The sequence below is a fragment of the Amycolatopsis sp. NPDC102522 genome, from assembly GCF_055584485.1.
Genome location: NZ_JBVJLY010000004.1, coordinates 514,405 through 541,026 on the forward strand (window position 1 = coordinate 514,405; position 26,622 = coordinate 541,026).

Annotated in this window: 30 protein-coding genes; 21 read left to right on the forward strand and 9 right to left on the reverse strand. The window is 68.8% G+C overall.

The features are described 5' to 3' along the window. The first annotated feature begins 48 nt into the window (after nt 1–48). The 3 genes from ACZ6YV_RS15180 to ACZ6YV_RS15190 all read left to right on the forward strand — a co-directional run bounded on the left by ACZ6YV_RS15180 (nt 49) and on the right by ACZ6YV_RS15190 (nt 3,395). Nucleotides 49–663, forward strand: coding sequence for a malonic semialdehyde reductase (locus ACZ6YV_RS15180; protein ID WP_465510150.1), 615 nt, complete (start codon nt 49–51; stop codon nt 661–663). 180 nt (nt 664–843) lie between these two features. Further along, nucleotides 844–2,862: a threonine--tRNA ligase gene (gene thrS, locus ACZ6YV_RS15185; RefSeq protein ID WP_465510151.1), complete on the forward strand. Its 2,019-nt coding sequence runs from the start codon at nt 844–846 to the stop codon at nt 2,860–2,862. After that, nucleotides 2,859–3,395, forward strand: a complete 537-nt coding sequence (locus ACZ6YV_RS15190; protein ID WP_465510152.1) for an HIT family protein — start codon at nt 2,859–2,861, stop codon at nt 3,393–3,395. Before thrS ends, ACZ6YV_RS15190 begins: the two co-directional genes overlap by 4 nt. Before the next feature lie 227 nt (nt 3,396–3,622). Here ACZ6YV_RS15190 and ACZ6YV_RS15195 read toward each other — a convergent pair whose 3' ends face one another. Next, nucleotides 3,623–4,165 carry a YceI family protein gene (locus tag ACZ6YV_RS15195; RefSeq protein WP_378239332.1) on the reverse strand — a complete coding sequence of 181 codons (543 nt, stop codon included), beginning with the start codon at nt 4,163–4,165 and terminating at the stop codon, nt 3,623–3,625. Between the two features lie 136 nt (nt 4,166–4,301). Here ACZ6YV_RS15195 and ACZ6YV_RS15200 point away from each other — a divergent pair, with 136 nt between their 5' ends. The 6 genes from ACZ6YV_RS15200 (at nt 4,302) to ACZ6YV_RS15225 (ending at nt 8,621) form a co-directional block, all read left to right on the forward strand. Continuing rightward, nucleotides 4,302–4,844: a MarR family winged helix-turn-helix transcriptional regulator gene (locus tag ACZ6YV_RS15200; RefSeq protein ID WP_465510153.1), complete on the forward strand. Its 543-nt coding sequence runs from the start codon at nt 4,302–4,304 to the stop codon at nt 4,842–4,844. A gap of 102 nt (nt 4,845–4,946) precedes the next feature. Continuing rightward, nucleotides 4,947–5,588 (forward strand): phosphatidylinositol phosphate synthase, encoded by a 642-nt coding sequence (gene pgsA, locus ACZ6YV_RS15205; RefSeq protein WP_016334780.1) that lies wholly within the window; start codon nt 4,947–4,949, stop codon nt 5,586–5,588. Beyond that, nucleotides 5,585–6,502 carry a phosphatidylinositol mannoside acyltransferase gene (locus ACZ6YV_RS15210; RefSeq protein WP_378239329.1) on the forward strand — a complete coding sequence of 306 codons (918 nt, stop codon included), beginning with the start codon at nt 5,585–5,587 and terminating at the stop codon, nt 6,500–6,502. The genes pgsA and ACZ6YV_RS15210 overlap by 4 nt, the downstream gene beginning before the upstream one ends. Nucleotides 6,503–6,525: 23 nt before the next feature. Then, on the forward strand, nt 6,526–7,671 hold the full coding sequence (locus ACZ6YV_RS15215) for a glycosyltransferase family 4 protein (protein ID WP_465510196.1): 1,146 nt from the start codon (nt 6,526–6,528) through the stop codon (nt 7,669–7,671). Beyond that, nucleotides 7,668–8,150 (forward strand): NUDIX hydrolase, encoded by a 483-nt coding sequence (locus ACZ6YV_RS15220; RefSeq protein WP_465510154.1) that lies wholly within the window; start codon nt 7,668–7,670, stop codon nt 8,148–8,150. Before ACZ6YV_RS15215 ends, ACZ6YV_RS15220 begins: the two co-directional genes overlap by 4 nt. Before the next feature lie 12 nt (nt 8,151–8,162). Beyond that, nucleotides 8,163–8,621: an XdhC family protein gene (locus ACZ6YV_RS15225; protein ID WP_465510155.1), complete on the forward strand. Its 459-nt coding sequence runs from the start codon at nt 8,163–8,165 to the stop codon at nt 8,619–8,621. Here ACZ6YV_RS15225 and ACZ6YV_RS15230 read toward each other — a convergent pair. Then, the gene (locus ACZ6YV_RS15230; RefSeq protein WP_465510156.1) at nt 8,618–10,726 is read right to left on the reverse strand and encodes an elongation factor G-like protein EF-G2; all 2,109 of its coding nucleotides are present in this window, start codon (nt 10,724–10,726) and stop codon (nt 8,618–8,620) included. The two genes, ACZ6YV_RS15225 and ACZ6YV_RS15230, sit on opposite strands and share 4 nt — an antisense overlap. A gap of 175 nt (nt 10,727–10,901) precedes the next feature. On the opposite strand from ACZ6YV_RS15230, the gene ACZ6YV_RS15235 reads away from it, so the two are divergent. From ACZ6YV_RS15235 to ACZ6YV_RS15245, 3 genes are all read left to right on the forward strand, one after another. Next, a complete protein-coding gene (locus ACZ6YV_RS15235) occupies nt 10,902–12,326 on the forward strand; it encodes an FAD-binding oxidoreductase (protein WP_465510157.1) in 1,425 nt (474 codons plus the stop codon). Nucleotides 12,327–12,455: 129 nt separating this feature from the next. Then, on the forward strand, nt 12,456–13,370 hold the full coding sequence (pdxS, locus tag ACZ6YV_RS15240) for a pyridoxal 5'-phosphate synthase lyase subunit PdxS (RefSeq protein WP_465510158.1): 915 nt from the start codon (nt 12,456–12,458) through the stop codon (nt 13,368–13,370). Nucleotides 13,371–13,615: 245 nt separating this feature from the next. Further along, nucleotides 13,616–13,780 carry a hypothetical protein gene (locus ACZ6YV_RS15245; RefSeq protein ID WP_465510159.1) on the forward strand — a complete coding sequence of 55 codons (165 nt, stop codon included), beginning with the start codon at nt 13,616–13,618 and terminating at the stop codon, nt 13,778–13,780. A gap of 29 nt (nt 13,781–13,809) precedes the next feature. Here ACZ6YV_RS15245 and ACZ6YV_RS15250 read toward each other — a convergent pair whose 3' ends face one another. Continuing rightward, the gene (locus ACZ6YV_RS15250; RefSeq protein WP_465510160.1) at nt 13,810–14,670 is read right to left on the reverse strand and encodes an alpha/beta fold hydrolase; all 861 of its coding nucleotides are present in this window, start codon (nt 14,668–14,670) and stop codon (nt 13,810–13,812) included. A gap of 144 nt (nt 14,671–14,814) precedes the next feature. Here ACZ6YV_RS15250 and ACZ6YV_RS15255 point away from each other — a divergent pair, with 144 nt between their 5' ends. From ACZ6YV_RS15255 to ACZ6YV_RS15265, 3 genes are read left to right on the forward strand one after another with little or no spacing between them, the layout of a single operon-like run. Then, nucleotides 14,815–15,309: an RNA polymerase sigma factor gene (locus tag ACZ6YV_RS15255; protein ID WP_465510161.1), complete on the forward strand. Its 495-nt coding sequence runs from the start codon at nt 14,815–14,817 to the stop codon at nt 15,307–15,309. Beyond that, complete coding sequence (locus ACZ6YV_RS15260) at nt 15,306–15,776, forward strand: hypothetical protein (RefSeq protein ID WP_465510162.1); 471 nt, start codon at nt 15,306–15,308, stop codon at nt 15,774–15,776. The genes ACZ6YV_RS15255 and ACZ6YV_RS15260 overlap by 4 nt, the downstream gene beginning before the upstream one ends. A gap of 52 nt (nt 15,777–15,828) precedes the next feature. Beyond that, on the forward strand, nt 15,829–16,245 hold the full coding sequence (locus ACZ6YV_RS15265) for a DUF6892 domain-containing protein (RefSeq protein ID WP_465510163.1): 417 nt from the start codon (nt 15,829–15,831) through the stop codon (nt 16,243–16,245). Here ACZ6YV_RS15265 and ACZ6YV_RS15270 read toward each other — a convergent pair. From ACZ6YV_RS15270 to ACZ6YV_RS15290, 5 genes are all read right to left on the reverse strand, one after another. Continuing rightward, nucleotides 16,242–17,684, reverse strand: a complete 1,443-nt coding sequence (locus tag ACZ6YV_RS15270) for a TfuA-like protein (protein ID WP_465510164.1) — start codon at nt 17,682–17,684, stop codon at nt 16,242–16,244. The two genes, ACZ6YV_RS15265 and ACZ6YV_RS15270, sit on opposite strands and share 4 nt — an antisense overlap. A 17-nt stretch (nt 17,685–17,701) precedes the next feature. After that, nucleotides 17,702–18,892, reverse strand: coding sequence for a YcaO-like family protein (locus tag ACZ6YV_RS15275; RefSeq protein ID WP_465510165.1), 1,191 nt, complete (start codon nt 18,890–18,892; stop codon nt 17,702–17,704). Between the two features lie 79 nt (nt 18,893–18,971). Continuing rightward, entirely contained in the window at nt 18,972–19,112 is a 141-nt protein-coding gene (locus ACZ6YV_RS15280; RefSeq protein ID WP_378239311.1) for a hypothetical protein, read from the reverse strand. A 203-nt stretch (nt 19,113–19,315) separates the two neighbouring features. Then, complete coding sequence (locus ACZ6YV_RS15285; protein WP_465510166.1) at nt 19,316–20,380, reverse strand: DmpA family aminopeptidase; 1,065 nt, start codon at nt 20,378–20,380, stop codon at nt 19,316–19,318. Continuing rightward, the gene (locus ACZ6YV_RS15290) at nt 20,377–20,988 is read right to left on the reverse strand and encodes a TetR/AcrR family transcriptional regulator (protein ID WP_465510167.1); all 612 of its coding nucleotides are present in this window, start codon (nt 20,986–20,988) and stop codon (nt 20,377–20,379) included. Before ACZ6YV_RS15290 ends, ACZ6YV_RS15285 begins: the two co-directional genes overlap by 4 nt. Nucleotides 20,989–21,129: 141 nt before the next feature. On the opposite strand from ACZ6YV_RS15290, the gene ACZ6YV_RS15295 reads away from it, so the two are divergent. Beyond that, nucleotides 21,130–22,509, forward strand: a complete 1,380-nt coding sequence (locus ACZ6YV_RS15295) for an APC family permease (protein WP_465510168.1) — start codon at nt 21,130–21,132, stop codon at nt 22,507–22,509. Here ACZ6YV_RS15295 and ACZ6YV_RS15300 read toward each other — a convergent pair whose 3' ends face one another. Beyond that, the gene (locus ACZ6YV_RS15300; protein WP_465510169.1) at nt 22,510–23,076 is read right to left on the reverse strand and encodes a helix-turn-helix domain-containing protein; all 567 of its coding nucleotides are present in this window, start codon (nt 23,074–23,076) and stop codon (nt 22,510–22,512) included. A 68-nt stretch (nt 23,077–23,144) separates the two neighbouring features. Here ACZ6YV_RS15300 and ACZ6YV_RS15305 point away from each other — a divergent pair, with 68 nt between their 5' ends. The 5 genes from ACZ6YV_RS15305 (at nt 23,145) to ACZ6YV_RS15325 (ending at nt 26,261) form a co-directional block, all read left to right on the forward strand. Further along, nucleotides 23,145–23,858, forward strand: a complete 714-nt coding sequence (locus ACZ6YV_RS15305) for an AzlC family ABC transporter permease (protein ID WP_465510170.1) — start codon at nt 23,145–23,147, stop codon at nt 23,856–23,858. Continuing rightward, nucleotides 23,858–24,178 carry an AzlD domain-containing protein gene (locus tag ACZ6YV_RS15310; RefSeq protein ID WP_465510171.1) on the forward strand — a complete coding sequence of 107 codons (321 nt, stop codon included), beginning with the start codon at nt 23,858–23,860 and terminating at the stop codon, nt 24,176–24,178. Before ACZ6YV_RS15305 ends, ACZ6YV_RS15310 begins: the two co-directional genes overlap by 1 nt. Nucleotides 24,179–24,232: 54 nt before the next feature. Beyond that, nucleotides 24,233–24,862, forward strand: coding sequence for a pyridoxal 5'-phosphate synthase glutaminase subunit PdxT (gene pdxT, locus ACZ6YV_RS15315; RefSeq protein ID WP_465510172.1), 630 nt, complete (start codon nt 24,233–24,235; stop codon nt 24,860–24,862). A 51-nt stretch (nt 24,863–24,913) separates the two neighbouring features. Beyond that, nucleotides 24,914–25,663 (forward strand): YebC/PmpR family DNA-binding transcriptional regulator, encoded by a 750-nt coding sequence (locus ACZ6YV_RS15320; protein WP_020635997.1) that lies wholly within the window; start codon nt 24,914–24,916, stop codon nt 25,661–25,663. 67 nt (nt 25,664–25,730) lie between these two features. Then, complete coding sequence (locus ACZ6YV_RS15325) at nt 25,731–26,261, forward strand: DUF4262 domain-containing protein (RefSeq protein ID WP_465510173.1); 531 nt, start codon at nt 25,731–25,733, stop codon at nt 26,259–26,261. The last annotated feature ends 361 nt before the right edge of the window (nt 26,262–26,622 follow it).

Below are 26,622 nucleotides of genomic sequence, written 5' to 3' on the forward strand. Positions count from 1 at the left end.
ACTAGGTTGAGGCCAGTAACAAGACGCGTACGGAAGGAAGAACCACCCATGACCACCAGCGTTGAGCCGACCGAAGCCCTGAACCTCCCGCAGGATGTTCAGGACCTGTTGTTCCGCGAGGCCCGCACCGCGAACAGCTTCAGCGACGAGCCGGTGACCGACGAGCAGATCCGCGCGATCTACGAACTGGTCAAGTGGGCCCCGACGTCGATGAACAACCAGCCGCTGCGCGCACTGGTGATCCGCACCGAAGAGGGCAAGAAGCGCCTCTCCCCGCTGATGGGCGAGGGCAACCGCGCCAAGACCGACGCCGCGCCGGTGACCGTGGTGCTGGCCGCCGACACCGAGTTCCACGAGAACCTGCCGCGGACCTTCCCGCACTTCCCGGGTGCCAAGGACCTCTTCGCCGACGAGGCGAGCCGGGTCGAGGTCGCCAAGCTCAACGCGCTGCTGCAGGTCGGCTACTTCATCATCGGCATCCGCGCCGCCGGGCTGGCCGCCGGCCCGATGACCGGCTTCGACGCCGACGGCATCGACAAGGAGTTCTTCGCGGACAAGCCGTGGAAGTCCCTCGTCGTGATCAACGTCGGCAAGCCGGGCGACAACCCCTGGTACGACCGCCTGCCGCGACTGGACTTCGACGAGGTCGTCGAGACCGTCTGACCTCGCCGCTCGATGCGCGAAGGCCTTCTTCCGATGGGAAGGAGGCCTTCGTGGTGTTAGGGGTAATCCGCGTGAGCCGCGCCGCACCTGACGACTAACATCACGGGAACCATCCGCTTTCACCGCGAGGAGTCCATCGTGTCCCAGCCGTCGTCAGTAGCAGCCGCAACCGCCTCGCGCGTGGTGGTACCGGCGGGCACTACGGCGGGCACGGCGGTCCGCGAAGCCGGGCTTCCGACCAAGGGGCCGGACACGATCGTCGTCGTGCGCGACGCCGAGGGGAACCTCCGTGACCTCTCTTGGGCCCCGGAGTCCGAGGTCGAGGTCGAGGCGGTCGCCGCGAACACCGACGACGGCCGCAGCGTCATCCGCCACTCGGCCGCCCACGTGCTCGCCCAGGCCGTGCAGCAGCAGTTCCCACAGGCCAAGCTCGGCATCGGCCCGCCGGTCAGGGACGGTTTCTACTACGACTTCGCCGTCGACACCCCGTTCACCCCGGAAGACCTGCAGGCGCTGGAAAAGCGCATGAAGCAGATCGTGAAGGGCTCGCAGCAGTTCTCCCGCCGCGTCTTCGACTCGGTCGACGAGGCCAAGAAGGAACTGGCCGACGAACCTTTCAAGCTCGAACTGGTCGACCTCAAGTCCGATGTGGACACCAGCGAGGTGATGGAGGTCGGCGGCGGCGAGCTGACCATCTACGACAACCTCGACCCGCGCACCAAGGAGCGTGTGTGGAGCGACCTCTGCCGCGGTCCGCACGTGCCGACCACCAAGTTCATCCCGGCGTTCAAGCTCACCCGTGTCGCCGCCGCGTACTGGCGCGGTGACGACAAGAACCCGCAGTTGCAGCGGATCTACGGCACCGCATGGGAATCCGCCGAGGCACAGGACGTCTACCTGGAGCGCCTCGCCGAGGCCGAGCGGCGCGACCACCGCAAGCTCGGTGTCGAGCTGGACCTGTTCTCCTTCCCTGACGAGATCGGCTCGGGGCTGCCGGTGTTCCACCCCAAGGGCGGGATCATCCGGCAGGAGATGGAGAACTACTCGCGCCAGCGGCACGTCGAGGCGGGCTACGACTTCGTCTACTCGCCGCACATCACCAAGGGCGCGCTCTTCGAGACCTCCGGGCACCTCGACTGGTACCGCGACGGCATGTACCCGGCGATGCACCTCGACGCCGAGCACAACGAGGACGGTACGGTCCGCAAACCCGGCCAGGACTACTACCTCAAGCCGATGAACTGCCCGTTCCACGACCTGATCTTCCGTTCGCGCGGGCGTTCCTACCGGGAACTGCCGCTGCGGATGTTCGAGTTCGGCTCGGTGTACCGCTACGAGAAGTCCGGCGTGATCCACGGCCTGACCCGTGTGCGCGGCATGACGCAGGACGACGCGCACATCTTCTGCACCCTGGAGCAGGTCCCCGGTGAGCTGACGTCTCTTTTGGACTTCGTGCTGAACCTGTTGCGCGACTACGGTCTCGACGACTTCTACCTCGAACTGTCCACTCGGAACGAAGAGAAGTACATCGGGTCCGAAGAGGTGTGGGCCGAGGCGACCGAGGTACTGCGTACCGCCGCTGTGGACTCCGGCCTCGAGCTGGTGCCGGACCCGGGCGGCGCGGCGTTCTACGGGCCGAAGATCTCCGTGCAGGCGAAGGACGCGCTGGGCCGCACCTGGCAGATGTCGACCATCCAGCTGGACTTCATGCTGCCCGAGAAGTTCGAGCTCGAGTACACCGCGGGCGACGGCAGCCGTCAGCGCCCGGTGATGATCCACCGCGCGCTGTTCGGTTCGATCGAGCGGTTCTTCGGCGTGCTGACCGAGCACTACGCGGGCGCGTTCCCGGCGTGGCTGTCGCCGGTCCAGGTGGTCGGGATCCCGATCACCGAGGGCCAGGTCGAGCACCTGCGCGAGGTCGAGAAGGCGCTGCGGGCCAAGGGGATCCGGGTCAACGTCGACGCGAGCGACGACCGGATGCAGAAGAAGATCCGCACCCACACCACCCAGAAGGTGCCCTTCATGCTCCTGGCGGGCGCCAAGGACGTCGAGGCGGGCGCGGTGTCGTTCCGGTTCCGTGACGGCGGCCAGATCAACAGCGTCCCGGTGGCCGACGCGGTCGAGGCGATCGCCGGCTGGGTCCAGCGCCGTGAGAACGCCTCGCCGACCGCGGAGGGCTTGGAGGCGGTACTCCGGTGACGGGCCCCGATGGCCCTGAAGTCGTCGGACAGGACGGTGTCGGGATCCCGGACGCGTTGCAGCGCCTGTGGACCCCGCATCGGCTCGCCTACGTGCAAGGGGCGAAGAAACCCGACGAGGGCTGCCCGTTTTGCCATCTCCCGGAGAAGAGCGACGAGGACGCGCTGATCCTCGCGCGAGGGAAGACGGTGTACGCGGTGCTGAACCTGTACCCGTACAACCCCGGTCACCTGATGGCCGTGCCGTACCGCCACGTGGCGGACTACACGGATCTGACGCCGGAGGAGACCGTCGAGGTGGCGGAATTCACCCAGCACGCGATGCGGGTGATCCGGGAGGTGTCGTCGGCGCACGGGTTCAACATCGGGATGAACCAGGGTGTGATCGCCGGCGCGGGCATCGCCGCGCATCTGCACCAGCACGTGGTGCCGAGGTGGGGCGGCGACGCGAACTTCATGCCGGTGATCGGGCACACGAAGGTGCTGCCGCAGTTGCTGGGGGAGACGCGGCAGTTGCTGGCGGACGCCTGGTAGCTCCGCGCTTGGGCACAGTCTTGAAGTACGTGAAGGCCCCCTTCATTGCGCTAGGCGCAATGAAGGGGGCCTTCACGTACTTCACGGGGTCTGGGGCAGGGTCACGAGAACCTGACTCCACCACGCCAGCCGGTGCTTGTCTCTTGCCGGTACGTGAAGGCCCTTTGCCTACCTTGAGAGTAGGGAAGGGGGCCTTCACGACCCACCGGGCCGAGGCCGAAACCGGATCAGGCGTTCAGAGCGGCCTGCAGCTCGATGTCGATCTTCACCTTCTCGGACAGAAAGGCGTTGCCCTCCGGGCCGATGCCGAATTCGCGGCGGTTCACGGTGGTGCTGGCCGAGACGCCGAGGGTGGTGGCGTTGTCGTTCGCCGGGTTGGTGCCGATGCCGTTGAACTCGGCCTCGAGCGAGACCGCGACGGTCTTTCCGCGCCAGGTGAGCTCGCCGTCGATGACGTAGTCGCCGTCGTCCTCGCGGATGCCGGTCGAGCGGAAGGTGATGACCGGGTGCTCGTCGACGTGGAAGAAGTCCTCGGACTTGAGGTGCGTGTCACGCCCGTCGACACCGCTGGCGACCGACGAAGCGTCGATCTCGACGGTGACCGAGGAGTCGAGGATGTTGTCCGCGGTGACGACCTCACCGGTGAAGGCGGTGAAGTTGCCCCGGGACTTCGCCAGGCCGAGGTGCTTCACGGTGTAGGCGATGTCGGAGTGCGCGGTGTCGATCGTCCACTTGCCTGCGACGTAGCCCGGGATCTCGGTGGTGGTCATGAGAGTCGATCTCCAAAAGTCTGAGTGAGTCTGAAAAGTCTGAGTGAGTCTGTGGCGAACCCTCGTCTGGTTGAGCGCTCAACAGTGACTATAGCGTAATTTGGTTGAGCGCTCAACCAGGGGTAGTATGGGCGTCATGTCCGAACCCCGATGGCTCTCCGACGAGGAGCAAAAAGTCTGGCGCGAGTTCTCCGCTGCCACGCGGATGCTGCAGGCGCATCTGGAGGGCCAGCTCCAGCACGAGGCGGGCATGCCCCACACGTATTACGAGGTACTCGTCGCCCTGTCCGAGGCGCCGGGCCGCAGGCTGCGGATGAGCGAACTCGCCGACGCGCGCAAGGCGTCGCGCAGCAGGCTTTCGCACGCTGTCGCGCGGCTCGAGGCGAACGGCTGGGTGCGCCGTGAGTCCTGCCCCACCGACAAACGCGGTTCCTGGGCGGTGCTCACCGCCGACGGTTTCGCCGCGCTGGAGGAGGCCGCGCCCGGGCACGTCGAGGCCGTCCGCGAGAGCCTCTTCGATCCGCTGACCCCCGAACAGGTGAAGGCGCTCGGGGAGATCAGCGCCGCCGTGCTGGGCAGGCTGTCGCCGAAATGCGCCGCCGCCGAGGCGGAAATGGCGCTGCGGGAAGAGAGTCTCGCGGACCTCGAGGAGACGGCCGAACTGGCCAAAGCGGACTGACCTGAAGCCGGTCCAGGGCGGGCACGACGACGGGCGTCGGTGCGGGTGGATAGGCTTCGGGCGGCCACCCGACCCTGCTGCTTAGGTGCACCTGAAGAACCGATGCTCAACATTTTCGCGCGCGCCTCCGTTTCCCGCGTCACCGACCCGATGGGGAAGGTGCTCGTGCGCGCCGGTCTGACCCCGAACGCGATGACCGTCATCGGCACGGCCGGGGCGGTTCTCTGCGCGCTCGGGTTCTTCCCCAACGACATGCTGCTGTGGGGCACCTTCACCGTCTGGGGCTTCGCGATGCTGGACCTGCTCGACGGCGCGATGGCCCGCGCCCGCGGGTACGGCACGGCGTTCGGGGCGGTCCTCGACGCGACCTGCGACAGGCTGGTCGACGGCGCCCTGTTCGCCGCGATCGCGTGGTGGTGCTTCGTCCACGACGACAACCGCCCGGCCGCGGCCGCCGCGTTGATCTGCCTGGTGCTCGCGCAGGTCATCTCGTACGTCAAGGCCCGCGCCGAGGCCTCCGGGCTGGAAGCCGACGGCGGGCTTGTCGAGCGCGCGGAACGGCTGATCATCGCCCTCGTGGGAACCGGACTGCACGGTCTGGGCGTTCCGTACACCGTGGACATCACGCTCTGGCTCCTCGCGGTGCTTTCGGTGATCACCCTGCTGCAGCGGACAGCCGCGGTGGCCAAGGCGGCGAGGGCGGCCAAGGCGGCCGGGCCACCCGCCGCGGAGGGCGGGGCATGAGCGGGTTCTCCCAGCGGCTCGGCGACTTCGGCTACGCGGCGGGCTGGCGCCTCGCGCGCTGGCTGCCGGAGTCCGCGGGAGCGGTGACCTTCGGACTGGGTGCCGACCTCGCCGTCCGGCGGGACGGCGGCGGTGTCCGCCAGTTGCGGAGCAACCTCGCCCGGGTCGTGCCGCAGGCCGACGGCGTCGAACTCGACGAGCTGACCCGCCGCGCGATGCGTTCCTACGCCCGCTATTGGCACGAGATGTTCCGGCTGCCCTCGATGGACCACAAGGAGGTCAGCCGCAAGGTCGCCCAGTCGATCACCGGGGTGGAGAACCTCGACGCCGCCCTCGCCGAGGGCAACGGCGCGGTGATGGCGCTGCCGCACAGCGGGAACTGGGACGCGGCCGGTGTCTGGCTCGCGGATTACCTCGGCGGCTTCACCACCGTCGCGGAGCGGCTGAAACCCGAATCGCTGTACCAGCGGTTCGTGTCCTATCGGGAGTCGCTCGGTTTCGAGATCGTGCCGCTGACCGGCGACAGCTCCGCGATGCGCGTGCTGCTCAAACGGCTGCGGGAGAACAAGGCGATCTGCCTGGTGGGGGACAGGGACCTGACGAAGTCCGGGGTTCCGGTCAAGTTCTTCGGCGAGCAGACCCGCATGCCGGGCGGCCCGGCCCGGCTGGCCGCCACCACCGGTGCCGCGCTGATCCCGGCCGGCTGCTGGTTCACCGAGGACGGCTGGCAGATCCGGCTGCACCCGCGGATCCGGGTCACGAACCGGTCCGAGGTCCCGGCGGCCACCCAGGCGCTGGCGGACATCTTCGCCGGGGACATCGCCGCGCATCCGGCAGACTGGCACATGATGCAGAAGTTCTGGCTCTCCGACCTCGAAGCCGGGGAACAGGCCGACCTCGGCGAAGCGAGCTGAACCCGATGGCTCAGGCACGGGTCATGAAGATCGGGATCGTCTGCCCGTACTCGTTCGACGTGCCGGGCGGCGTGCAGGGACATGTCATCGACCTCGCGAAGGCGCTCCTGGCGCGCGGGCACGAAGTCTCGGTGCTCGCCCCCGCGGACGAGGACTCCGACGTCCCCGATTTCGTCGTCCCCGCCGGTAAGGCGCTCGGCATCCCGTACAACGGCTCGGTCGCGCGGCTGCAGTTCGGCCCGGTGTCCTACGCCCGGGTGCGGCGGTGGATCCGCGACGGCGACTTCGACGTCCTGCACCTGCACGAGCCCGCCGCACCAAGTCTTTCCCTGCTGGCGCTGAAGGTCGCGGACGGCCCGATCGTGGCGACCTTCCACACCGCGACGACACGTTCGCGGACCCTCGCGGCGTTCCAGCCGGTGCTACGCCCGCTGCTGGAGAAGATCACCGCGCGGATCGCGGTTTCGGCACTGGCCCGCCGGGTCCAGGTCGAGCACGCCGGCGGTGACGCGGTCGAGGTGCCCAACGGCGTCGACGTCGACTTCTTCTCCCGCGCCCTCCCGCTGGACGGTTACCCGCGAGCGGGTGGCACGGTCGGGTTCGTCGGGCGGTACACCGAATCCCGCAAGGGGATGGGGGTCCTGCTGGAGGCGTTGCGGCTCCTGCTGCCGGAGTTCGAGGAGCTGCGGCTGCTGGTCGTCGGCCGCGGCGACGCCGACCAGCTCCGGCGCGCGGCGGGGTCGGAGCTGGCGCCGCACATCGAGCTGCTCGGCCAGGTCGACGACGAGACGAAGGCGCGGGCGCTGCGCAGCGTCGACGTGTACTGCGCGCCGAACACGGGCGGCGAGAGTTTCGGGATGATCCTCACCGAGGCGATGGCGGCGGGCACCCCGGTGCTGGCGAGCGGGCTGGACTCGTTCCGCCGGGTCCTCGACGACGGCAAGGCCGGGATGCTGACCGAAACCGGCGACGCGGCGGCCCTGGCCGACGGATTGCGTGAACTGCTCGGCGACCCGGCACAACGGGCGTCGCTGGCGGCGGCCGCGGGGGAGCGGGTCGCGATGTTCGACTGGTCCGTGGTCACCACCCAGGTCCTGCGGGTGTACGAGACGGCGATCGCCGCCGACCCCCGGCGGGTCGGCGCGGGCGAACGCGAGTTCAGCCGATGACGACCTGGGTGTGGATCGGCGGGCTGGCGGCCGCGATCGTCGTGCTGGGCGGGCTCTTCCTGCTCGCGACGGCGAACCGGCTGGACAGGCTGCACGTCCGCACGGACGCGGGCTGGGCCGCGCTCGACGCGGCCCTCGCGCGGCGAGCCGTCGTCGCGAGGGCGGCCGCCGCGATCCTGGGTGACGACGAACTGCGCGAGCTGGCCGAGCGCGCCGAGCGGGCGAAAAGGCCGGATCGCGAAGCCGAGGAGAGCGAACTGACGCTGCGGCTGGCACGCGTCGACCGCACGACCTTGCCGCCGCCGCTGGCCGAGGAGCTGACCGACGCCGAGCATCGCGTCGTGATCGCGCGGCGCGTGCACAACGACGCCGTCCGGGACACCCTGCACCTGCGGCGGCGCCGGAAGGTCCGGTACTTCGGCCTCGCCGGTACCGCCCGGCTCCCGGAATACTTCGAAATCGCCGAACCTGACCTGTAGGAGGACAAAACCGTGAGCGATCGCGTTCTGGCGGCGGTGTTCGCGACGCCGGTGGCGTCGTTCCTTCTGCGCTACGCCAAGGATCTCGGGTACACGCCGGTGTTGTTCGAGCCGGACGGCGCACGGGCGACGGACGTCGAGGGCGGCTTCGAAGCCGTCACGACGGTGCCGGAACTCGGAACGGACGCCGACGTGGTCGTCACCGATCACGACCGGCCCGAACTCGGCGAGGTGCTCAAAGCCGTGCTGGATCGCCCGGCCAGGTGGGTCGGGGTGCTGGGCAATCCGCGCCACGCCGGGCCGCACGTCGCCGCGCTGAAGGCGCTGGGCGTTCCGGACGGCGAGATCACCCGCGTGCATCGCCCGGTCGGGCTGAACATCGGCTCCCGCACACCGCCCGAGATCGCCGTCGCCACCGTGGCCGGTCTGCTGGCCGACCGGAACGGACGGCCGGGCGGCTTCGAGTTCTAGTTCGCGATCGCTCCTTCCGGCATCGGCTCGAACCGGGCGTGCCTGCGGGTGAACGTCGCCGTGCCCGAGGTCAGTGAACGCAGGTCGATCGCGTAGCGCAGGAGTTCCACGGCGGGCACCTCGGCGCGGATGACCGTGCGGCCGCCCTCGCCCGATTCGGTGCCGAGCACACGGCCGCGACGGGACGAGAGGTCACCCAGCACGGTGCCCAGGTGTTCGTCCGGAAGCCGCACCGCCACTTCTTCGAGTGGTTCGAGCAACGCGATCTTGGCCGCCGCGGCGGCTTCCTTCAGCGCCAGCGCGCCCGCCGTCTGGAACGCGGCGTCCGACGAGTCGACACTGTGCGCCTTGCCGTCGACGAGGGTCACCCTGATGTCGATCAGCGGATGGCCGTCGACGAGCCCTCGCTGAGCCTGGGCCCGGACGCCCTTTTCGACACTCGGGATGAACTGGTGGGGCACCGAGCCGCCGACGACCTTGTCCACGAACTCGAAGCCCGAACCCCTCGGCAGCGGCTGGACTTCGATGTCGCAGACGGCGAACTGGCCGTGACCGCCGGACTGCTTGACGTGCCGCCCGTGCCCGCGGCCCTGTCCGGCGAAGGTCGAGCGCAGGCTGATGCGGACGGGTTCGGTGTCCACGTCGGCGCCTCCCGCGCGCAGCCGTGACAGCACGACGTCTGCGTGGGCCTCGCCCATGCACCACAGCACGAGCTGGCTGGTCTCGGCGTTGCGGTCCAGCCGGAGTGTCGGGTCGCCCGCGACGAGCCGGGAAAGGTTGCGTGCCAGCGTGTCCTCGTCGCTGCGCGTCTTCGCGATGACCGCGACCGGCAGCAGCGGTTCCGGCATCGTCCACGGTTTCATGATCAGCGGATCCTCGGGCGAGGAGACGGTGTCGCCCGTTTCCGCCGAGCCGACCTTCGTGAGCGCGCAGAGGTCGCCCGCGACGCAGTACGGGACTTCGCGCAGGTTCGCGCCGAGCGGCGAGTACAGATGCGCGACCCGTTCGTCGGCGTCGTGATCCTCGTGGCCGCGTTCGGCGAGGCCGTGGCCCGAGACGTGCACCGGCCGTTCCGGGCGCAGGGTCCCGGAGAACACCCGCACCAGCGACACCCTGCCGACATAGGAGTCGACAGCCGTCCGCACCACCTCGGCCGCCAGCGGGCCGTCGGGGTCGGCGCGGAGACCGGCGTGCGGTTCGCCGGTGGGTGAGGTGACCTCCGGCGGGACGTGCTCCAGCGGTGAGGGGAAGGCGCGCACGATCCCGTCGAGGAGTTCGGCGAGCCCCACCCCGGTCGTCGCGCACACCGGGATCACCGGGTGGAAGGACCCGCGGGCGACGGCGGTTTCGAGGTCGGCGATCAGGGTGTCCTCGGGGATCTCCTCGCCGGAGAGGTACCGGTCCATCAGGGACTCGTCCTCGCTCTCGGCGATGACCCCTTCGATCAGTTCGTTGCGGGCCTCGGTCATCCGGGCGAGATCGGTGCCGTCCGGTTCCCCGATCTCGGGCGGGAAGCCCTTCGAATAGTCGAAGTAGCGACGCGTGATGAGCCCCACGAGCCCGTCGCGAGCGGGCAGGTACAGCGGGAGGACGCCGGCGCCGAAAGCCTCCTGACAGGCCGAGATCTCGCCTGCGGGGTCGGCGCGGTGATGGTCGAGCCGGGAGACGACCACCGCCCTCGGCATCCCGACCGCCGCGCACTCCTCCCAGACCGCGACCGTGGCCGCGTCGACGCCTTCCGCGGCGCAGACCACGAACAACGCCGCGTCGGCGGCGCGGAGCCCGGCCCGGAGCTCGCCGACGAAATCGGCGTATCCGGGGGTGTCGATGAGGTTGATCTTGTGGTCCTGATGCAGCACCGGCGCGACCGAAAGGCCGACCGACCGCTGCTGCCGGACCGCGGCGGGGTCGTGGTCGCAGACCGTGGTGCCCTCCACGACCGAGCCCGCCCGTGTCACCGTGCCGGAAGCGGCGAGCAGCGCTTCGGCGAGTGTCGTCTTTCCTGATCCCGACGGGCCGACGAGGACGACGTTGCGGACTTTCGCCGGGTCGTCCACAGCGACGGCGGCCCCGGAGTCTCCGTTCTTGCTCTGTTTTTCGACCATGCCGGTCTCCTCACCACACGATGCCGCGTACAGGTGTGTCCTCGATCACACACCCGCGACGCCCGTCGCGGCAAGGAGACCGGCGAGGGACCCCCCGAATGTCGACCCGGCGTTATGCTCGATGGCGGACACCCGGAGGCGAATCCGAACCGAATCCGACGGTGGGGGATGACCGATGGAGCTCGACAGACGAACGGTGTTACGGCTCGCAGGTGCGGTCCCGATGCTGTCGGCGGCGCCCGCGCTGCTCCCCGGGCACGGCGGCGGAGACGAGTGGGAACGGTTGCGCGCCCGGTTGTCGGGCACGCTGTTCCGGCCCGGTGAACCCGGGTACGACGAAGCCCGGCTCGGGTTCTTCTCGCTGTACGACCACCGGCTGCCGGCCGGTATCGCGGTCTGTGCGAACGAGGACGACGTCCGGCGCTGTGTCGATTTCGCGGCGCGGCACCACGTGCCGATAGCGGCGCGCTCGGGCGGGCACGGTTACGCGGGTTACTCCATAGTGGACAGAGGACTCATCGTCGACCTGTCCCGGCTGAACACGATCGGGATCGTGGCGGGCGGCCGCGCGGCGATCGGGGCGGGCGCGGTACTCGGCCAGGTGTACGAAGCGCTGGCGGCGGCGGGTCGCGCGCTCCCGGCCGGTAGTTGCCCGCAGGTCGGCATCGCGGGCCTGACGCTCGGCGGCGGTATCGGTGTCTTGGGCCGCAAATACGGGCTGACCTGCGACAACCTGGAATCCGTCCGCCTCGTCGGCGCGGACGGCAAACTGCGGCTCGTGTCGGCGGAGACCGCGCCGGACCTGCTGTGGGCGTTGCGCGGCGGGGGCGGCGGCAACTTCGGCATCGTCACGTCGTTCACCTTCAGGACGGCGGCCGCGCGCACGCTGACGAACTTCGCGCTGACCTTCCCTCCCGCGGTGCTCGCCGACCTCGTCGCGGCGTGGCAGGAGTGGCAGCCCGCGATGCCGGACGAACTGTGGTCCGGGATGGGCCTCGGTTCCGACGCGGTGAACTGCGGAGGCTGTTTCGTGGGCCGGGCGGCGCAGCTGAATCCGCTGCTCGACGACCTCGTCCGCCGTGTCGGCACCGAGCCGCTCACTCGTGAAGTGACCGAACAGGGCCACCTCGCCACCATGCGCGCGTTCGCCGATCAGGTCGAGTTCCCCGCCGCTGTCGATCAGCGAGGGGAGTACGTGGCCACTTCGAGAATGCTGACCCATCCGGTGCCCGACCCCGACGTGCTGGCGTCGTTGCTGACGAGCGACCCTCACCTGTACTCGATCGTGGACGCGTACGGCGGCGCGATCGCGCGGGTGCCTTCGAGCGAGTCGTGCTTCCCGCACCGGTCCGCGCTGGGCAGCATCCAGATCACCCGTGGCCTGGACGGCGGCGAGGCGAAGGCGCGGCAAGTGATCGGCCGGGTCCGGGACGAGCTCGGCCGGGAGTACGGGCAGGCCGGATACGTCAACTACATCGACCCGGAGATGCCGGACTGGGCGAAGGCGTACTACGGCGAAAGCCTGCCGCGGCTGCGGCGGGTCGCGCGGAAGTACGACCCGGACGGCCTGTTCGCCTTCGAACAGGGCCTGGCCCGCTAGATCGGGGTGCGCGCCAGATCACCCAGTGGACTGCTGAAATCGCTGCGAACTGGCCTGCTTCAGAGGTCCAAAAGCGGCCTACCCTCGGAGACGTCATCCCACCTCGTGCGTTTTCCGAAAGGTCCAGCAGTGTCTGACGACTCCACGAACACGGCCACCACCTCGCTCACCGGCACCGCCCGGGTCAAGCGCGGGATGGCGGAGATGCTCAAGGGCGGTGTGATCATGGACGTGGTCACCGCCGAGCAGGCGAAGATCGCCGAAGACGCCGGCGCCGTCGCGGTGATGGCGCTCGAGCGGGTCCCCGCCGACATCCGCGCGCAGGGCGGTGTCGCCCGGATGAGCGACCCGGATCTGATCGACGGCATCATCGAGGCCGTCTCGATCCCCGTCATGGCGAAGGCCCGCATCGGCCACTTCGTCGAGGCGCAGCTGCTGCAGGCGCTCGGCGTCGACTACATCGACGAGTCCGAGGTGCTGACGCCCGCCGACTACGAGAACCACATCGACAAGTGGGCCTTTACCGTGCCTTTCGTCTGTGGTGCGACCAACCTCGGTGAGGCGCTGCGCCGGATCAACGAGGGCGCCGCGATGATCCGTTCCAAGGGCGAGGCCGGCACCGGCGACGTCTCGAACGCGACCACGCACATGCGCAAGATCCGCGCGGAGCTGCGGCGCCTTTCCTCGCTGCCCGAGGACGAGCTTTACGTTGCGGCGAAGGAACTTCAGGCCCCGTTCGACCTCGTCAAGGAGGTCGCGGCGAAGGGCAAGCTTCCCGTCGTGCTGTTCACCGCGGGCGGTATCGCGACCCCGGCCGACGCCGCGATGATGATGCAGCTCGGTGCCGAAGGCGTGTTCGTCGGTTCCGGCATCTTCAAGTCCGGCAACCCGGAGCAGCGCGCCGAGGCGATCGTCAAGGCCACCACGTTCTACGACGACCCGGACGTCATCGCGAAGGTTTCGCGTGGCCTCGGTGAAGCGATGGTCGGCATCAACGTCGACGACGTGCCCGAGCCGCACCGCCTTTCCGAGCGCGGCTGGTAAAGCTCGGAACCTGCGAATCCAGGTTTGAGGAGAGCGCCCCGTCAGGCTTCGGCCAGGCGGGGCGCTTTCGACGCTCGCCTGGGCCCTGAGCCGGAATAAGACCCCTTACGGCCCCCGAGCAGGTGATGAGCGGGAGTAAGGGGTCGATCCGCGCCTGTGTGTAGGTGTTCACCCGATGCTGGAGCGGGCCCCTCAGGACGAATCTGATCACTACCGAAAGCGGTAGTGAGTCCTAAGGGGAAACAGTGACGAACAGCAACGACGTTCTGCTCGCCGGGGTACTGGCCGAGGTGGACTACCGGACCGAGCAGATGCTGAAGGCCGGTCGTAACGGTTGGGTCGCGCGGGCCCGCCGGGCGGGCAGGCGGATCCGCGTGCACCGTGCCGAGGTCCGGGGATCGGCTCAGTAGCGCGGACCCGAAGTTTTCGGCCCGCTCCGTCAAATCGCCCGGTGATCGGCGAACAGGGCGCGGGCCGCGGAGACGACCGCGTCGGGCCGCTGCTCGGGAATGAGATGCCCGCAGTCTTCGAGCACGCGGACGCGCAGGTCGTCCGCATACCGCTCACCACCGCGCAGGAAGGCCTGCGGCACGAGGACGTCCCGGCCGCCGACGAGGATTTCGGTCGGCACACTCAGTCGAAGTTCACGGTAGCGCCGGAGCCGGCGCAGGTCGTGGACGACGAACTGCCAGTTCAGGGCCTGGCCTGCTCGCGCGTGGGCGGGCAGGCGGCTGTCCTCGGTGAACTCGGCGATCGCGTCGTCCGCCGCGCCCCAGCGGCGGAGCAGGAATCCGGTCAGGCCGGGCCAGTGCCGCAACACCGCCGGTCCGAGCAGCGGGTATTCCCAGAGCGCGGTATGCCAGAACCGCCAGGCCTGCGCGCGGATCGCCGCCCGGTCCGGCCACGGATGCGTCATGTTGAGCGCGAGATGGCTCTCGATCCGTTCCGGCGCTCGCAGGCAGAGGAAGAAGCCGGTCCACGCGCCCCAGCCGTGCGAGACGAGCGAGACCCGCTCCAGCCCCAGCGCGTCCAGCAGGCCGATCAGATCGTCGACGCGAGTTTGCGTGTCGTAGCCGGTTTTCGGCGAATCCGACCAGCCCGCGCCCCGGAAGTCCGGGCAGAGCACGCGGTGGTGTTCGGCCAGGCCGGGGAGCACCTGACGCCAGGCGTACCAGTGCTGCGGGAAACTGTGCAGCATCAGCACCGGCGTTCCGGTACCGGCCTCGGCGACGTGCAGCCGGACACCTGCGACGTCCACGAACCGGTGCCTGACCCCGTCTACTTCGGGGAATGGTCTCATCGGCGTGTCCTTCCTTCGGAGTTCTTGACCGAGAGAGGAACGGCGAGCCGAGGACGTTCCCGGCGGAAATGTGACCCGCGTCCCAGGAACCATCCGGGGTTCGCCGTCCTCTATAAGCCGGGATCCCGCTAGGTGAGGAGGCGAATGCCCGAACTCGACGAGCTTGTGCGTGCCGCTCAGCGTGGTGACGCGCTTGCCATGCAGGAGCTGCTCGGCCTGCTCACGCCGTACGTCGGGCGGTTGTGCGGCCCGATCGCGCTGGACGACGGGCCCGACGCCGCTCAGGAGGCGCTGATCGCGATCTTCCGGAGTCTGCCGCGGCTCGCCGAGCCTGCCGCGGTGTTCGGCTGGGCGCGCGCGATCGCGGTCCGCGAGGCCGTGCGGGTGGCGAAACGGGCGCGGCGGGCCGTGCCCGCCGAACTCGCCGAAGTCCCGGCCGCCGGCGACTCTGAGCTCGCCGTCGACATCCGTGACGTGCTCGACAGGCTGAGCCCCGAGCACCGCGCGGTGCTGATGCTCCGTGACGTCGAAGGTCTCGACGAGCAGGCGGCGGGGGAGTTGCTGCGGGTGCCAGCCGGCACGGTGAAGTCGCGGCTCTTCCGCGCGCGGAAAAGCTTCCGAAAGGAGTGGGACCGATGAGCTGGCCGGTCACCGAACTCGACGCTGTCGCCCGGATGCGGGTACTGGCCGCGGCCCTGCCCGGCGCGTTCCTCGCCGAGGCTGTGCTCGACGCGCCCTTCGACCGGGTCTGGGCGGTCGCGGTGGACCTGGAAAACGAGCTGCCACGGCTGCTGCGCACCATCCGTTCGGTGCGGATCGTCCGCGATGACGGCGAAGCCCTGGTCGCCGATATCGCGGGCCACTTCGGACTCCGGGACTCCTTCGACATCGCCCTGCGGCCCGGCTGGTGCGTGATGCAGAGCACCCGGGTGGTCGGCGGGATGGCCGCTGTCGCCGAAGGTACCGGGACGCGCTTCGCGTTCCTCGGCGCGCTCCGCGTTCCGGGAACTCGACCGCTCGGGCCGGTCCTGAGCCTGGTCGGCAGGCCGCTCGGTCGCGGCATGCACGCGCGGCTCCGCGACCGCGTGGCCGAAACGGATGACTGAGAGATCTGTCCATTTCGGACCACTGCGTCGCCGCTATTTGTAAGGTTCGGGTATGAGCCAGCCGATCCCGTTCGCCGACACCAACTTCAAGCTCGCCGTGGTCCAAGAGCTGATGTACAACCAGGAACTCCTCCCGAGGTTCGACCTGCGGGAGTACGCCGCCGAGCAGGGCTTCACCTACGACGGCGGGAGCGTCGAGGCGGTGCCTGAGGCCTTGGCCTACTTCGCGGCGCTTGAGGTCCCTGCCGAGCTCGCGGAGAAGATCACCGAGATCGAGATGGACGGTGGCAACGAGATCTACCTCGAGATCGCGCCGAACTGGGACGGCGAGGACGCGCTGTTCGACGTCGACGAGTTCGCCGACTTGCGGCACTTTCCCAACCTGAAGTCGATGACGCTGCTCTACACGGGCAACGAGGAGGCGCTGGAGACGGTGCGGGCACGCGGCATCGAGGCGGACTGGCTCTAACGCGTCAGGGGCACGACGCTCGTCTCGTGGACTTCCTGCGCCGCGGAGACGTCGAGATCGAGATGGACGAAATCCGGGTTGTAGCGCGCCAACAGGTAGAAGGCTCGTCCCGCCATGGTCAGGCTGTCCAGCGATTCGATGCCGCGGTCCATCGCCGCCAGTTCGAGTTCGGCGCCCGGGATCTCCCAGCGTCGGGAGAACCAATCGAGAATCCGTTCGGACGAGAGATCGTTGATGTCGTGCTCCCAGTTCTCCTCGAACACGCGATCGTTCACGTCCCAGGCCAGCTGGACGAGGTGTCGCGCGTCCTGCCAAGGAGGTTGGTGGCGCAGATGCCGGATCGCGAGCTCGTCCCAGGTCAGCCCGGGGTGCACGCGAAAGCTGCGGACGAGGAACGTGACCAGCTGATCGGGTAGGGGCAGGGTGTCGCGTTCGGTTCGGGTCGTCCATTGGGTGAGGAACTCGAGCCGGGCGGGGTCGGCCGGGAGCCGGTAGAGACCGCGGTGCTCGCCGTGGCGGAGCGCGATCTGTTCCAGATCTTCGTCGTCCGCGGCGGGTGAATTCGCACCACATTCTTTGGCGCAATCCGTCATCAGCGCGCGGAGAATCAGTTCCAGGTGGAACCGGGGGTAGTCGTCCGCGAACAACTGGCAAGCGCGCAGTGCACCGAGATGCCCGTGGCGTGGGGAGTCGCCGATGTCGAGACCCGACGCGGCGATCTGCCACGAGCAGAGGAAGGACGTCCGGTTCACCGGTGCGACAGCGGGTGACGTCGAACGCTCGGCTCGACTGGCCTGACGCAGGGAGTCCAGCAGCAGCAACGCGTCCTCGCGTTTGGGATCGAGACGATGAGCAAGGCAGTACCGGCGGATCTCGTGAACGGTATCCGCGTCGATCCCTGCTTCCCGGCCTGCCGTGACCAGGCCGTCGTAGGAGCGTCGTCCGAATGGCCACGCGGCCAGCGTGGCGACGAGACGTGCCGCTGTCCCGCTGTCGCAAACGCCGTCTTCCACCGCCCGGGACAGGGTGGCCCGCAGGCACACCAGCGGTTCGGACAGCGGCCGGTAGTGCTCGTCCGGCGTGCTGTGCAGCAGGGTGACCTCGTCGTCCGCTTCCAGAAGCCCGTCACGGTAGTCCGCGTAGATCCCGCCGATTCCTTCCATGCCGAAGGAGTCCAGTTCGGCGGCGCGGAGCGCGCCCATGCTGGCGGCGCCGAGAACACGGACGCCGTGGCTCAGCAAGGCCAGGATTTCCTTGTGGCGGACCGTGCCGACCTGGTGGAAGTAGCCGTCGACGATACCGACGACGTCACCTGGGTCCAGGGACAGCCGGAGGAGATCGCCTGCGGCCACGGGCGGCAGGACCTCGATCGCCGAGTCCCGCACCAGATCGGCCGCGTCCGGCAGGCTCGGGCCGATGAAGAGAAGGCAACGAGGCATGATCGTCCGCTCCGAGTTCAGTGAAGCTGCAGGGAAGTGCCGGGGCAGACGACATGTGCCACCGGGACCCCGATTTCCGGCTGCGTCAAGTCGACGTACAAGGGCGCGTGACCGGTCACCAGCTTGATTCTCTCGGCGACCTTTTTCACTTCGCTGTCGAGAGTGGGGAGTGCGGAAGACTCGATGGCGGCGAAGGCGATCGCCGGATTGTCCTGGCCCTCGAAGGGCGGAGAGTCCGACGAACGCCGGACCCCGAAGACACGGGCTTCGCGGTACGGTGCCTTGCCGATGTCGTCCCGTGCCCCCGCGATGGCCGTGGCGCGAGACTGCGCGGCTTCGGTGAGCGCGCGAGACAGAGCGACCGCCGCGTCCGAGTGGGCACCGGCACCGGCGAAAGTCGCGGGGAAGGCGTCACTCCAGATCAGGACGCTGAAGACCGGGATTCGATACGGGTTCGCCAAGAAGCTCATCTGGACATGCACTTTCGCCGCGCGATATCGCTCCAGGAGGCCCACCAGCCCGGGGTCGGCGACGGTCTCCGCGTCCACCAGGTTCGGCGTCCCCTCCCGGGCGACCCGCGCGATGGAATCGCGTTCCACGAGCTCGTACATCCCGTGCAGCAGCGCCTCGTCCAGCGTGTTCCCGCTGGCCAGTCCGTTGCTGCTGGACCGGAACAGCGACGGGGACCACCGCTCGTCGCACCGATAGTCCAGCCGGACGAAATCCGACGGCACCAAGGACTCTCCGCCGCCGTCGACCAGGTGCGCGGTCCGCCAGGACAGTCTCGTGTCGGGGTTGAGGTAGTTCCGGCTCGCCAAAGGGAGTTCGTGAACCCGATATCCGACCAGAGGCTCCACCTCGCAGACCGAACCCGTCTGTGTAGAGGCCTTCAGGGGATTTTCCGCGTGCCACAACTCGACACTTTCCATCGCCGCCGAAACCCGGGCGAGCTCGCGGCTGTTCCCTTTGCCTTGCGAAACCGACAGGGTGAACGAATTCGGCCTGACCGCTTGGAAAACCGGGATCCCGATCTCGTCGAGCCAGGTGACGTCGGCGACGCGGGTGATGCCGAGCCGCGGCAGTTTCGGCTTGATCCACCGCCAGGTGTCTTCGGGGACGCGGCTCCGATGAGTTCCGTCGAACACCACTTTGGCCGCACTCGGTTCTGCCTGCCCGGGGGCCTGAGTCGTCTGGTGCATCGTCTTCATCTCAATTCCCTTACGCGGGAGGCGAATCGGGACCTGACCGGGCCGGCGGCACGGCGCGCCACCGCCGGCCCGACGCGAATCAGCGGCCGTTGAGTTCGCTGTACTCCGGCGCTCCTTCACCCTCGACCAAGGGGAAGTGATAGGCGGAGATCTTCGCGGATCGGACGTCGGTCAGGTCGGCTTCCAGGTCGGAAGCGGTGGGCAGCACGAGACCATTCATCTGCGTGTTCCTTTCTTTCGCACCTTCTCGGGGATTTCCCTGTGACCCAGGGAAACTCGGCGGAGGCTGATCCGGACTTCCAGATTTCAGCGTCGCCAGGGGAAGGTCAATGCGTTTGCCCGAACAAAGATCTTCTGTTGTCCGAACGCACATCGGTACCGGTCGGCTCCGGACAGCCACCGCGTGCACGAAGCCGTGCCGGATCAGCCGCGCCAGTGCGCCTCCGGCACCGCGGGGACCCGGTGACCTCGGTGGCCGGTCATCTCCTCGTTCGCGAACAGCGCGTTGAGCACCGCCTCTTCGGTCGCCTGGACCGCGGCTTCGAAGAACGGGTCGAGCCTGCCCCACGGGACGAACCGGAGGTTCTCGTACTCGGCCTCTTCCGTCCGCGGGAACCGGCTGGTGAGCGAGCCCGGGTTCGCCGTGCTGAAGGCGAGGAAGAGGTCGCCGGAGAAGTGCGAGCCCGTGGTGCCGGTGCGGGCGAGGCCGAGCGGGACCCGGCGCGCGAGCGACGTGCACTGGCCGGGCAGCAGGGGGGCGTCGGTGCCCACGATCACGATCACCGACCCGGCGCCCGACGGCGCCGACCATTCCTCCTCCATCGGGTTGTCGGCGCGGAGTTCCAGCCCCACGGGCTCACCCGCCACGGTGAGTTCGCGGCGCGAGCCGAAGTTGGCCTGTACCAGGACACCCACGGTGTACTCGTCGTCCCCGTAGGACACCACGCGGGAGGCCGTGCCGGTGCCGCCCTTGTAGCCGTAGCAGGTCATCCCGGTCCCGCCGCCGATGGAGCCTTCGTCGACGGGCCCGGTTCGCGCGGCGTCGATCGCGGCGATGGCGTGTCCACTGTGGATGGTCGGCGCGGTGCTGTCGTTCAGATAACCGTCCCAGGTCTCCGCGACCACCGGCAGCAGCCATTCGGCCGCGACGTCGGGCCGCTCGCGCACCACCCAGTCGATCACGCCGCGATGGCACGCGCCGACGGCGTGCGTGGAGGTGATCAGCACCGGCAAGGTCAGCGACCCGGTCTCGGCCAGCCAAGCGGTGCCGGTCATCTCGCCGTTGCCGTTGAGGGCGTACGTCCCTGCCGCGCAGGGCACGGCGAAATCCTCGTGCCCGCGCGGCAGGACGGCGGTGACGCCGGTGCGCACCGATTCGCCTTCGACGAGCGTCGTGAAACCGATCTCGACGCCGGGAACGTCGGTGAGCGCGTTGTGCTCGCCGGTCCGGCCCGGCAGCGGGATACCCAGGTCACGGGCGCGGGTCATGAACGGTCCTCCAAAGGGTTCGAGGTGGCTGTGCGGGCGTAGGAGAGCAACATCGCTTCGGCTGTCGCGGTTTCCAGTGTCGGCACGGCCTGGGTGAGGTGCAGGCCGTAGCCGTCTTCCAGCGCGACGAGGTTCCGCGCGATCGACACCGCGTCCGCGGTCAGGGTGAACTCGCCGGTGGCCGCGCCCGCTTCGAGGATGCCGGTGTAGATCCGGACCTGCTGCTCGTAGAGCGTGATGTGCCGGGCGGCGTACACGGGATCGCGGCGGGCGATCGTGCCGAGTTCGTAGAGCAGTACGCAGAGTTCGTCCGTAGGGCCGGTGGGCAGGCCACTGCGGATCATCGCCAGCAGCCGTCCGGCCGGGCCCGACTTCGCGCCCGCGGCCAGCTCCCTCGCCGAGCAGAACCGCGCCACCGCCTCACGCTGCACCTCCTGGAGCAGGTCGGTGAGGGCGGGGAAGTAGTACAGGACCGAACCCGACGACAGGCCCGCCCCCTCGGCGATGTCCCGCAACCGCAGGTTCAGCACGCCGCGTTCGAGGACGGCCTGTCTGGCCACCTCGATCAGTTCGGCCCGTCGTTCCGGTGCCTTGCTCGGTCTCGCCATGATCTCATTCTTCGAATCTTGTTCGAAAAACGCAAGGGCTGAGTGCGATCAGGTCTTGACGTCACACGATGAAGGGCCTTTGATGCGTGCTCAACAGTTCTTCGAAGGAGACTCAAAGAACCACCTTCCAGGAGGTCGGCCGTGTCCACTCCCGCCCTACGCCGCGGTCTGCGCACCCTCGGCACGCTGCTCATCACGCTCTCCGCGATCAGTCCAGCCTCGTCGGTCTTCATCATCGCGCCGGGGGTGATCTCCGGCGCCGGTACGGGCGCCTTCTACAGCTTCTTGGCCGCCGCGGTCGTCGGCGTGTTCATGGCCTTCGTCTACGCCGAACTCGCGTCGGCGTTCCCGCTGGCAGGCGGCGAGTACGCGATCGTCACCCGCACGCTCGGCCGCTTGCCCGGGTTCGCCGTACTCGGCCTGATGATCATCACGCAGGTGCTCATCGTCGCGGTGATCGCGCTCGGCGTCGGCACCTATCTCGGCGTGCTCCTCCCCGGGGTGCCCGGCTCGGTGATCGCCGCCGTGACCTGCGTGGTCGCGGCCGGGGTCGGGGTGTTCGACATCAAGCTCAACGCCTGGGTCACCGGGATCTTCCTGGGGATCGAGATCCTCGCGCTGATCGTGGTCAGCGCGCTCGGGCTGCTGAACCCGGCGCGTTCGTTCACCGAGTTGCTCGCGCATCCGGTCGCCTCAGACGGCGGCCCGGCCACCGTCGGCGCCATCGCGATCGCCACGTCGGTCGCGATCTTCGCCTACAACGGCTACGGCTCGGCGGTGTACTTCGGCGAGGAGACACAGGACGCGTCCCGCGGGATCGCCCGCGCGATCCTGTTGGCGCTCGGCATCACGGTGCTGGCCGAACTGATCCCGGTGACCGCGGTCCTGCTCGGCGCGCCGGATCTGAACGCGCTGTTCGCCTCGGAGAACATGCTGTCCTACTTCATCGGCTCGGTCGGCGGCGGAACCCTCGACACCGTGCTCGGCCTTGCCGTCGCGCTCGCGATCATCAACGCGGTACTGGCGATCGTGCTGATCAGCTCGCGGATGCTGTTCAGCAGCGGCCGTGACCGGGCGTGGCCGCTGCCGGTCAACCGGGCGCTGTCCGCGGTGCACCCGAAGTTCGGGACGCCGTGGGTGGCCACCGTCGGCACCGGCCTGGTGGCCGCGCTGCTCTGCTTCGTCGATCCGAAACTGCTGCTGGTGGTGACCAGTACGTCGATCGTGGCTGTCTACGCGGCACTCTGTCTCGGCGCGATCGTCGGCCGCCGCACCGGCGCGACCGCGCACGCCGCGTACCGGATGCCGTGGTTCCCTGTCGCGCCCGTGCTGGCGCTGGCCGTGCTGGTGTTCGTGGTCTACCAGAACGTGCTCGACCCCGCTGTCGGACGGCCGAGCCTGATCGTCACGGCCTGCGTCGTCCTGCTTTCGATCGGGTACTACCTCCTGGTGCTGCGGCGGAAGGGCGGCTGGAAGCTCGCTGATGTCACCGAAGAGAAGGCCGACGAGCCGGCCGCCTGATCAGGTGTACTCCGCGATCTCGACGCCGTACGTGCCCGGTTCGAGCGCCTCGAAGATGTGCGGCACGTCGCCGGGATAGCAGATGTAGTCGCCGGGCAGGAGTTCGATCGGGTCGTCCTGCGGGCCGACCCTGGCCCGCCCGGCGCTGAGGACCATGTGCTCGACGATGCCGCTCATATGCGGATCCGAAAGCCGGGGCCGCCCGGGCTCGCCGCGAATCAGGTAGACGTCGCGCCGGGCTCCGGGCGGGCAGGAGCTGAGCAGCGTGCACGCGTAGTCGGCGTGTTCGGCGAACACCGTCGGCCCGCTGCCCGAGCGGATGACCTGCACGCGGGGACGTTCGGGCTCGACCACTCGCGAGAACGGGACGTCGAGCGCGACGCACAGCGCCCAGATCGTCTCGACGCTCGGGTTCCCGGTCCCGGACTCCAGCTGGGAGAGCGTGGACTTCGCGATGCCCGCGCGTTTGGCGAGCTCGGTGAGGGACAGCCCGGCGCGGGCGCGTTCCCGGCGCAGGGACGTGGCGATGACGTCCAGTGGTGCGCCGTCGGACGCGGTCGGGGACATGCGTTCGCTCCATCGGTCGTTGCGTTCGCCTTGACGAACACGGCTGCGTTCGTTCATTGTATGATGCTATGCGTTCGATATGGCGAACAACCACTCGTGTCCTGGGGCGCGATCTTCTCCGTGACATCGGGCTGGTCTGCCTCGCCGACACCATTGTCGGCATCTCCTACGGCGCGATCGCGGTCGGCTCCGGCTTCCCGATCTGGGCGCCGATGCTCCTTTCTGTGCTGGTCTTCGCCGGCGCCTCGCAGTTCATGTTCGTCGGCATCATCGCCGCGGGCGGGAGCCCGGTCGCCGCCGTCGCGGCGGGCCTGCTGGCCAACGCGCGCCATCTGCCGTTCGGCTTCGCGATCGGCGACGTCCTGGGGAAGCGGTGGTCGTCGAGGATCGTCGGCAGCCACCTGATGATCGACGAATCGGTCGCGTTCGCGCTGGCTCAGCGCGATGAGGAGCGCCGCCGCGCGGCGTACTGGGTGTGCGGGATCGGGCTGTTCGTGTGCTGGAACGTCGGCGTCCTCGCCGGGGCGTACGCCGGGACCGCGATCAGCGACACCGACGCTTTCGGTCTCGACGCGGCCTTCCCGGCGGTCCTGCTCGCGCTGGTCCTGCCGTCGCTGCGCGACCGCGCCACCCGGCTGCCGGTGTTCCTCGGGGTCGCCGTCGCGCTCGTGACGACGCCGTTCCTCCCCACCGGGCTGCCGGTGCTGCTCGCGCTGGTCGGCGTACTCGCCGGAGTGGCCGCGAAGGAACCCTCCGAACGTGAACCCGAGGGAGTGCACTGATGGACCCGATGGACCTGATCATCGCCGGCGGCGTGCTCGCCGCCGGGACCTTCGCCTTCCGGTTCGCCGGACCGGTGCTGAAGGCACGATTCACCGTGTCGCCGAAGGCCGAAAAGCTGATGGCGCGTTCGGCGGTCGTCCTGCTCGCCGCGCTGGTCGCGGTCGCCGCGTTCACCGAGGGACACGAGTTCGCCGGATACGCCCGGCCCGCCGGCGTCCTGGTCGGGGGCGTGCTCGCCTGGCGCAAGGTGCCGTTCGCGCTGGTCGTCGTGGCGGCCGCCGCGACCGCCGCCCTGCTGCGGCTGGCCGGGGTCCCCTGACCTGGCCGTTCCCCGGGGCGCCTAAGCTGAGCGGAAGGTCTTTCGGGAGGTCGGGTGGCGATCGCGACGGGGGCACGGCCGGTGGTCGGCGTGCTCGCACTGCAGGGCGACGTGCGGGAGCACGTCGCGATGGTGGAGCGCGCCGGTGCCCGTGCGCTGCCGGTCCGCCGCGCGAGCGAACTGTCCGAAGTGGACGGTCTGGTGCTGCCGGGTGGCGAGTCGACCACCATGTCGAGGCTGCTCGAGACCTTCGAGCTACTGGAGCCCTTGCGGGAGCGCATCGCGGACGGACTACCCGCGTTCGGCTCGTGCGCCGGGATGATCCTGCTCGCCCGCCAAGCCCTCGACGGACGTCCTGACCAGCGGCAACTCGGCGGACTCGACGTCGTCGTCCGGCGCAACGCCTTCGGGCGGCAGGTCGACTCGTTCGAAGCCGATCTCGACTTCACCGGCATCGAAGGCGGCCCGGTGCACGCTGTGTTCATCCGCGCCCCATGGGTCGAAAAGGCGGGCGACGGGGTGGAGGTACTCGCCAGTGTCCCCGAAATGCCGGGCCCGGACGACGCGGCCGCTAGGATCGTCGCGGTCCGGCAGGGGGCGGTACTCGCCACGTCGTTCCACCCCGAACTCACCGGGGACGAGCGCGTGCACAGGCTGTTCGTCGACCTCGTGCGGCAGGCTTAAGCAAAACTGACACTGTGCCCAGCGGCGGGCACAGCAGTAGATGGAGGAGAGATGAGCGGCCACTCCAAGTGGGCCACCACGAAGCACAAGAAGGCCAACCTGGACGCGAAGCGCGGCAAGCTCTTCGCCCGGTTGATCAAGAACATCGAGGTGGCGGGACGCACCGGCGGTGGCGACCCGGACGGCAACCCGACGCTCTACGACGCCATCCAGAAGGCCAAGAAGAACTCGGTCCCGCAGGACAACATCGAACGCGCCCGCAAACGCGGCGCCGGTGAAGAAGCGGGCGGCGCCGACTGGCAGACCATCACCTACGAAGGCTACGGCCCGAACGGTGTGGCCGTGCTGATCGAATGCCTCACCGACAACAAGAACCGCGCCGCCATGGAGGTCCGGACCGCGCTCACCCGGAACAACGGCTCGCTCGCCGACCCGGGTTCGGTCGCCTACATGTTCAACCGCAAAGGCGTCGTGATCATGCCCAAGGGCGAGGCGGCCGAGGACGACGTCCTCATGGCCGTGCTCGACGCGGGCGCCGAGGAGGTCAACGACCTCGACGAGAACTTCGAGATCGTCTCCGAGGCCACGGATCTCGTCCCGGTCCGGAAAGCCTTGCAGGAAGCCGGTTTCGAGTACGAGTCCGCGGATCTCACCTTCCTGCCGACGGTCAGCGTCCCGCTGGACGTCGACGGCGCGAAGAAGGTCTTCAAGCTCATCGACGCCCTCGAGGATTGCGACGACGTGCAGAACGTTTACGCGAACTTCGATGTCTCCGATGAGGTCATGGCCGAGGTCGGCTGATCGATTTTCCCGCCATGCCGTGGAAAATCGGTCCCGGGACTAGGTGCGGGCGCTCGCGTGGGGCAGAATGTCGCGCGTGACGACCTCCGAAGCCGATGCCCTCACCGCCGAAGAATCCGAACTCGTCCAGTGGATCGAGTCGCAGGCACAGGCGAGAGGGAACGCGGTCATCGCGGTCGAAGGTGACGAGGAGGACGCGAACTTCTGCTTCACCGCGTGCGCCTGGGCGCTGCACAACGTCGCGGAAGTGGTCGTGATCGGACTGCCCGAGCACATGGGGCCCGTCCTGCTCGACGCCTACGTCGACCGTGCGGCCGCCGGTGAGATCTTCGAGGTCGGCAAGCGCTACGACAATTTCTTCGAGGGCGCGCCGGTGGTCTTCGAACGGGTCGCGAAGGGGCACTATCCCGAGTACTTCGGGCACGCGTTCCTGATCTACCCGGACGGGGACTTCCCGGCGCTGCAGATGATCGTTGCCACGCCGGACGGCCACTTCCCGTGGCATCCGGACGCGCCGGAAGGCTTCGCGCAGTACCAGCCGGTGCTGACCGAATCCGGCGACCCGGAAAGCTGGACGCCGGGCGTCGACGGTCCCTGAGTCGCTGCTGAGCTAGTCGTCAGTCCGTGAAGGCCTCCTTCCCTACTTTCAGCGTAGGGAAGGAGGCCTTCACGGACTCGGCGATCGCCACGTTCGCCTCAGGCGTACCGGCAGTCACAGCGGCCGCGCGTGAAGGACTCCTTACACACCTTGCCTTGGTACCTGAAGGCGGCCTTCTGGTCGTGAGTGGCAAGGCTGGTTCTAACCGTCCAAACCACTCACGAGGCCTTTGACCTGGGGCGGTCCGGCGAAGTAGCGGGGTTGCGAAAGCCACTTTCGCAACAGCGTTTTGTGGGGGGCTGGGGTGTGGGACCACGCCCCCCCCCCCCCCCCCCCCCCCCCCCCCCCCCCCCCCCCCCCC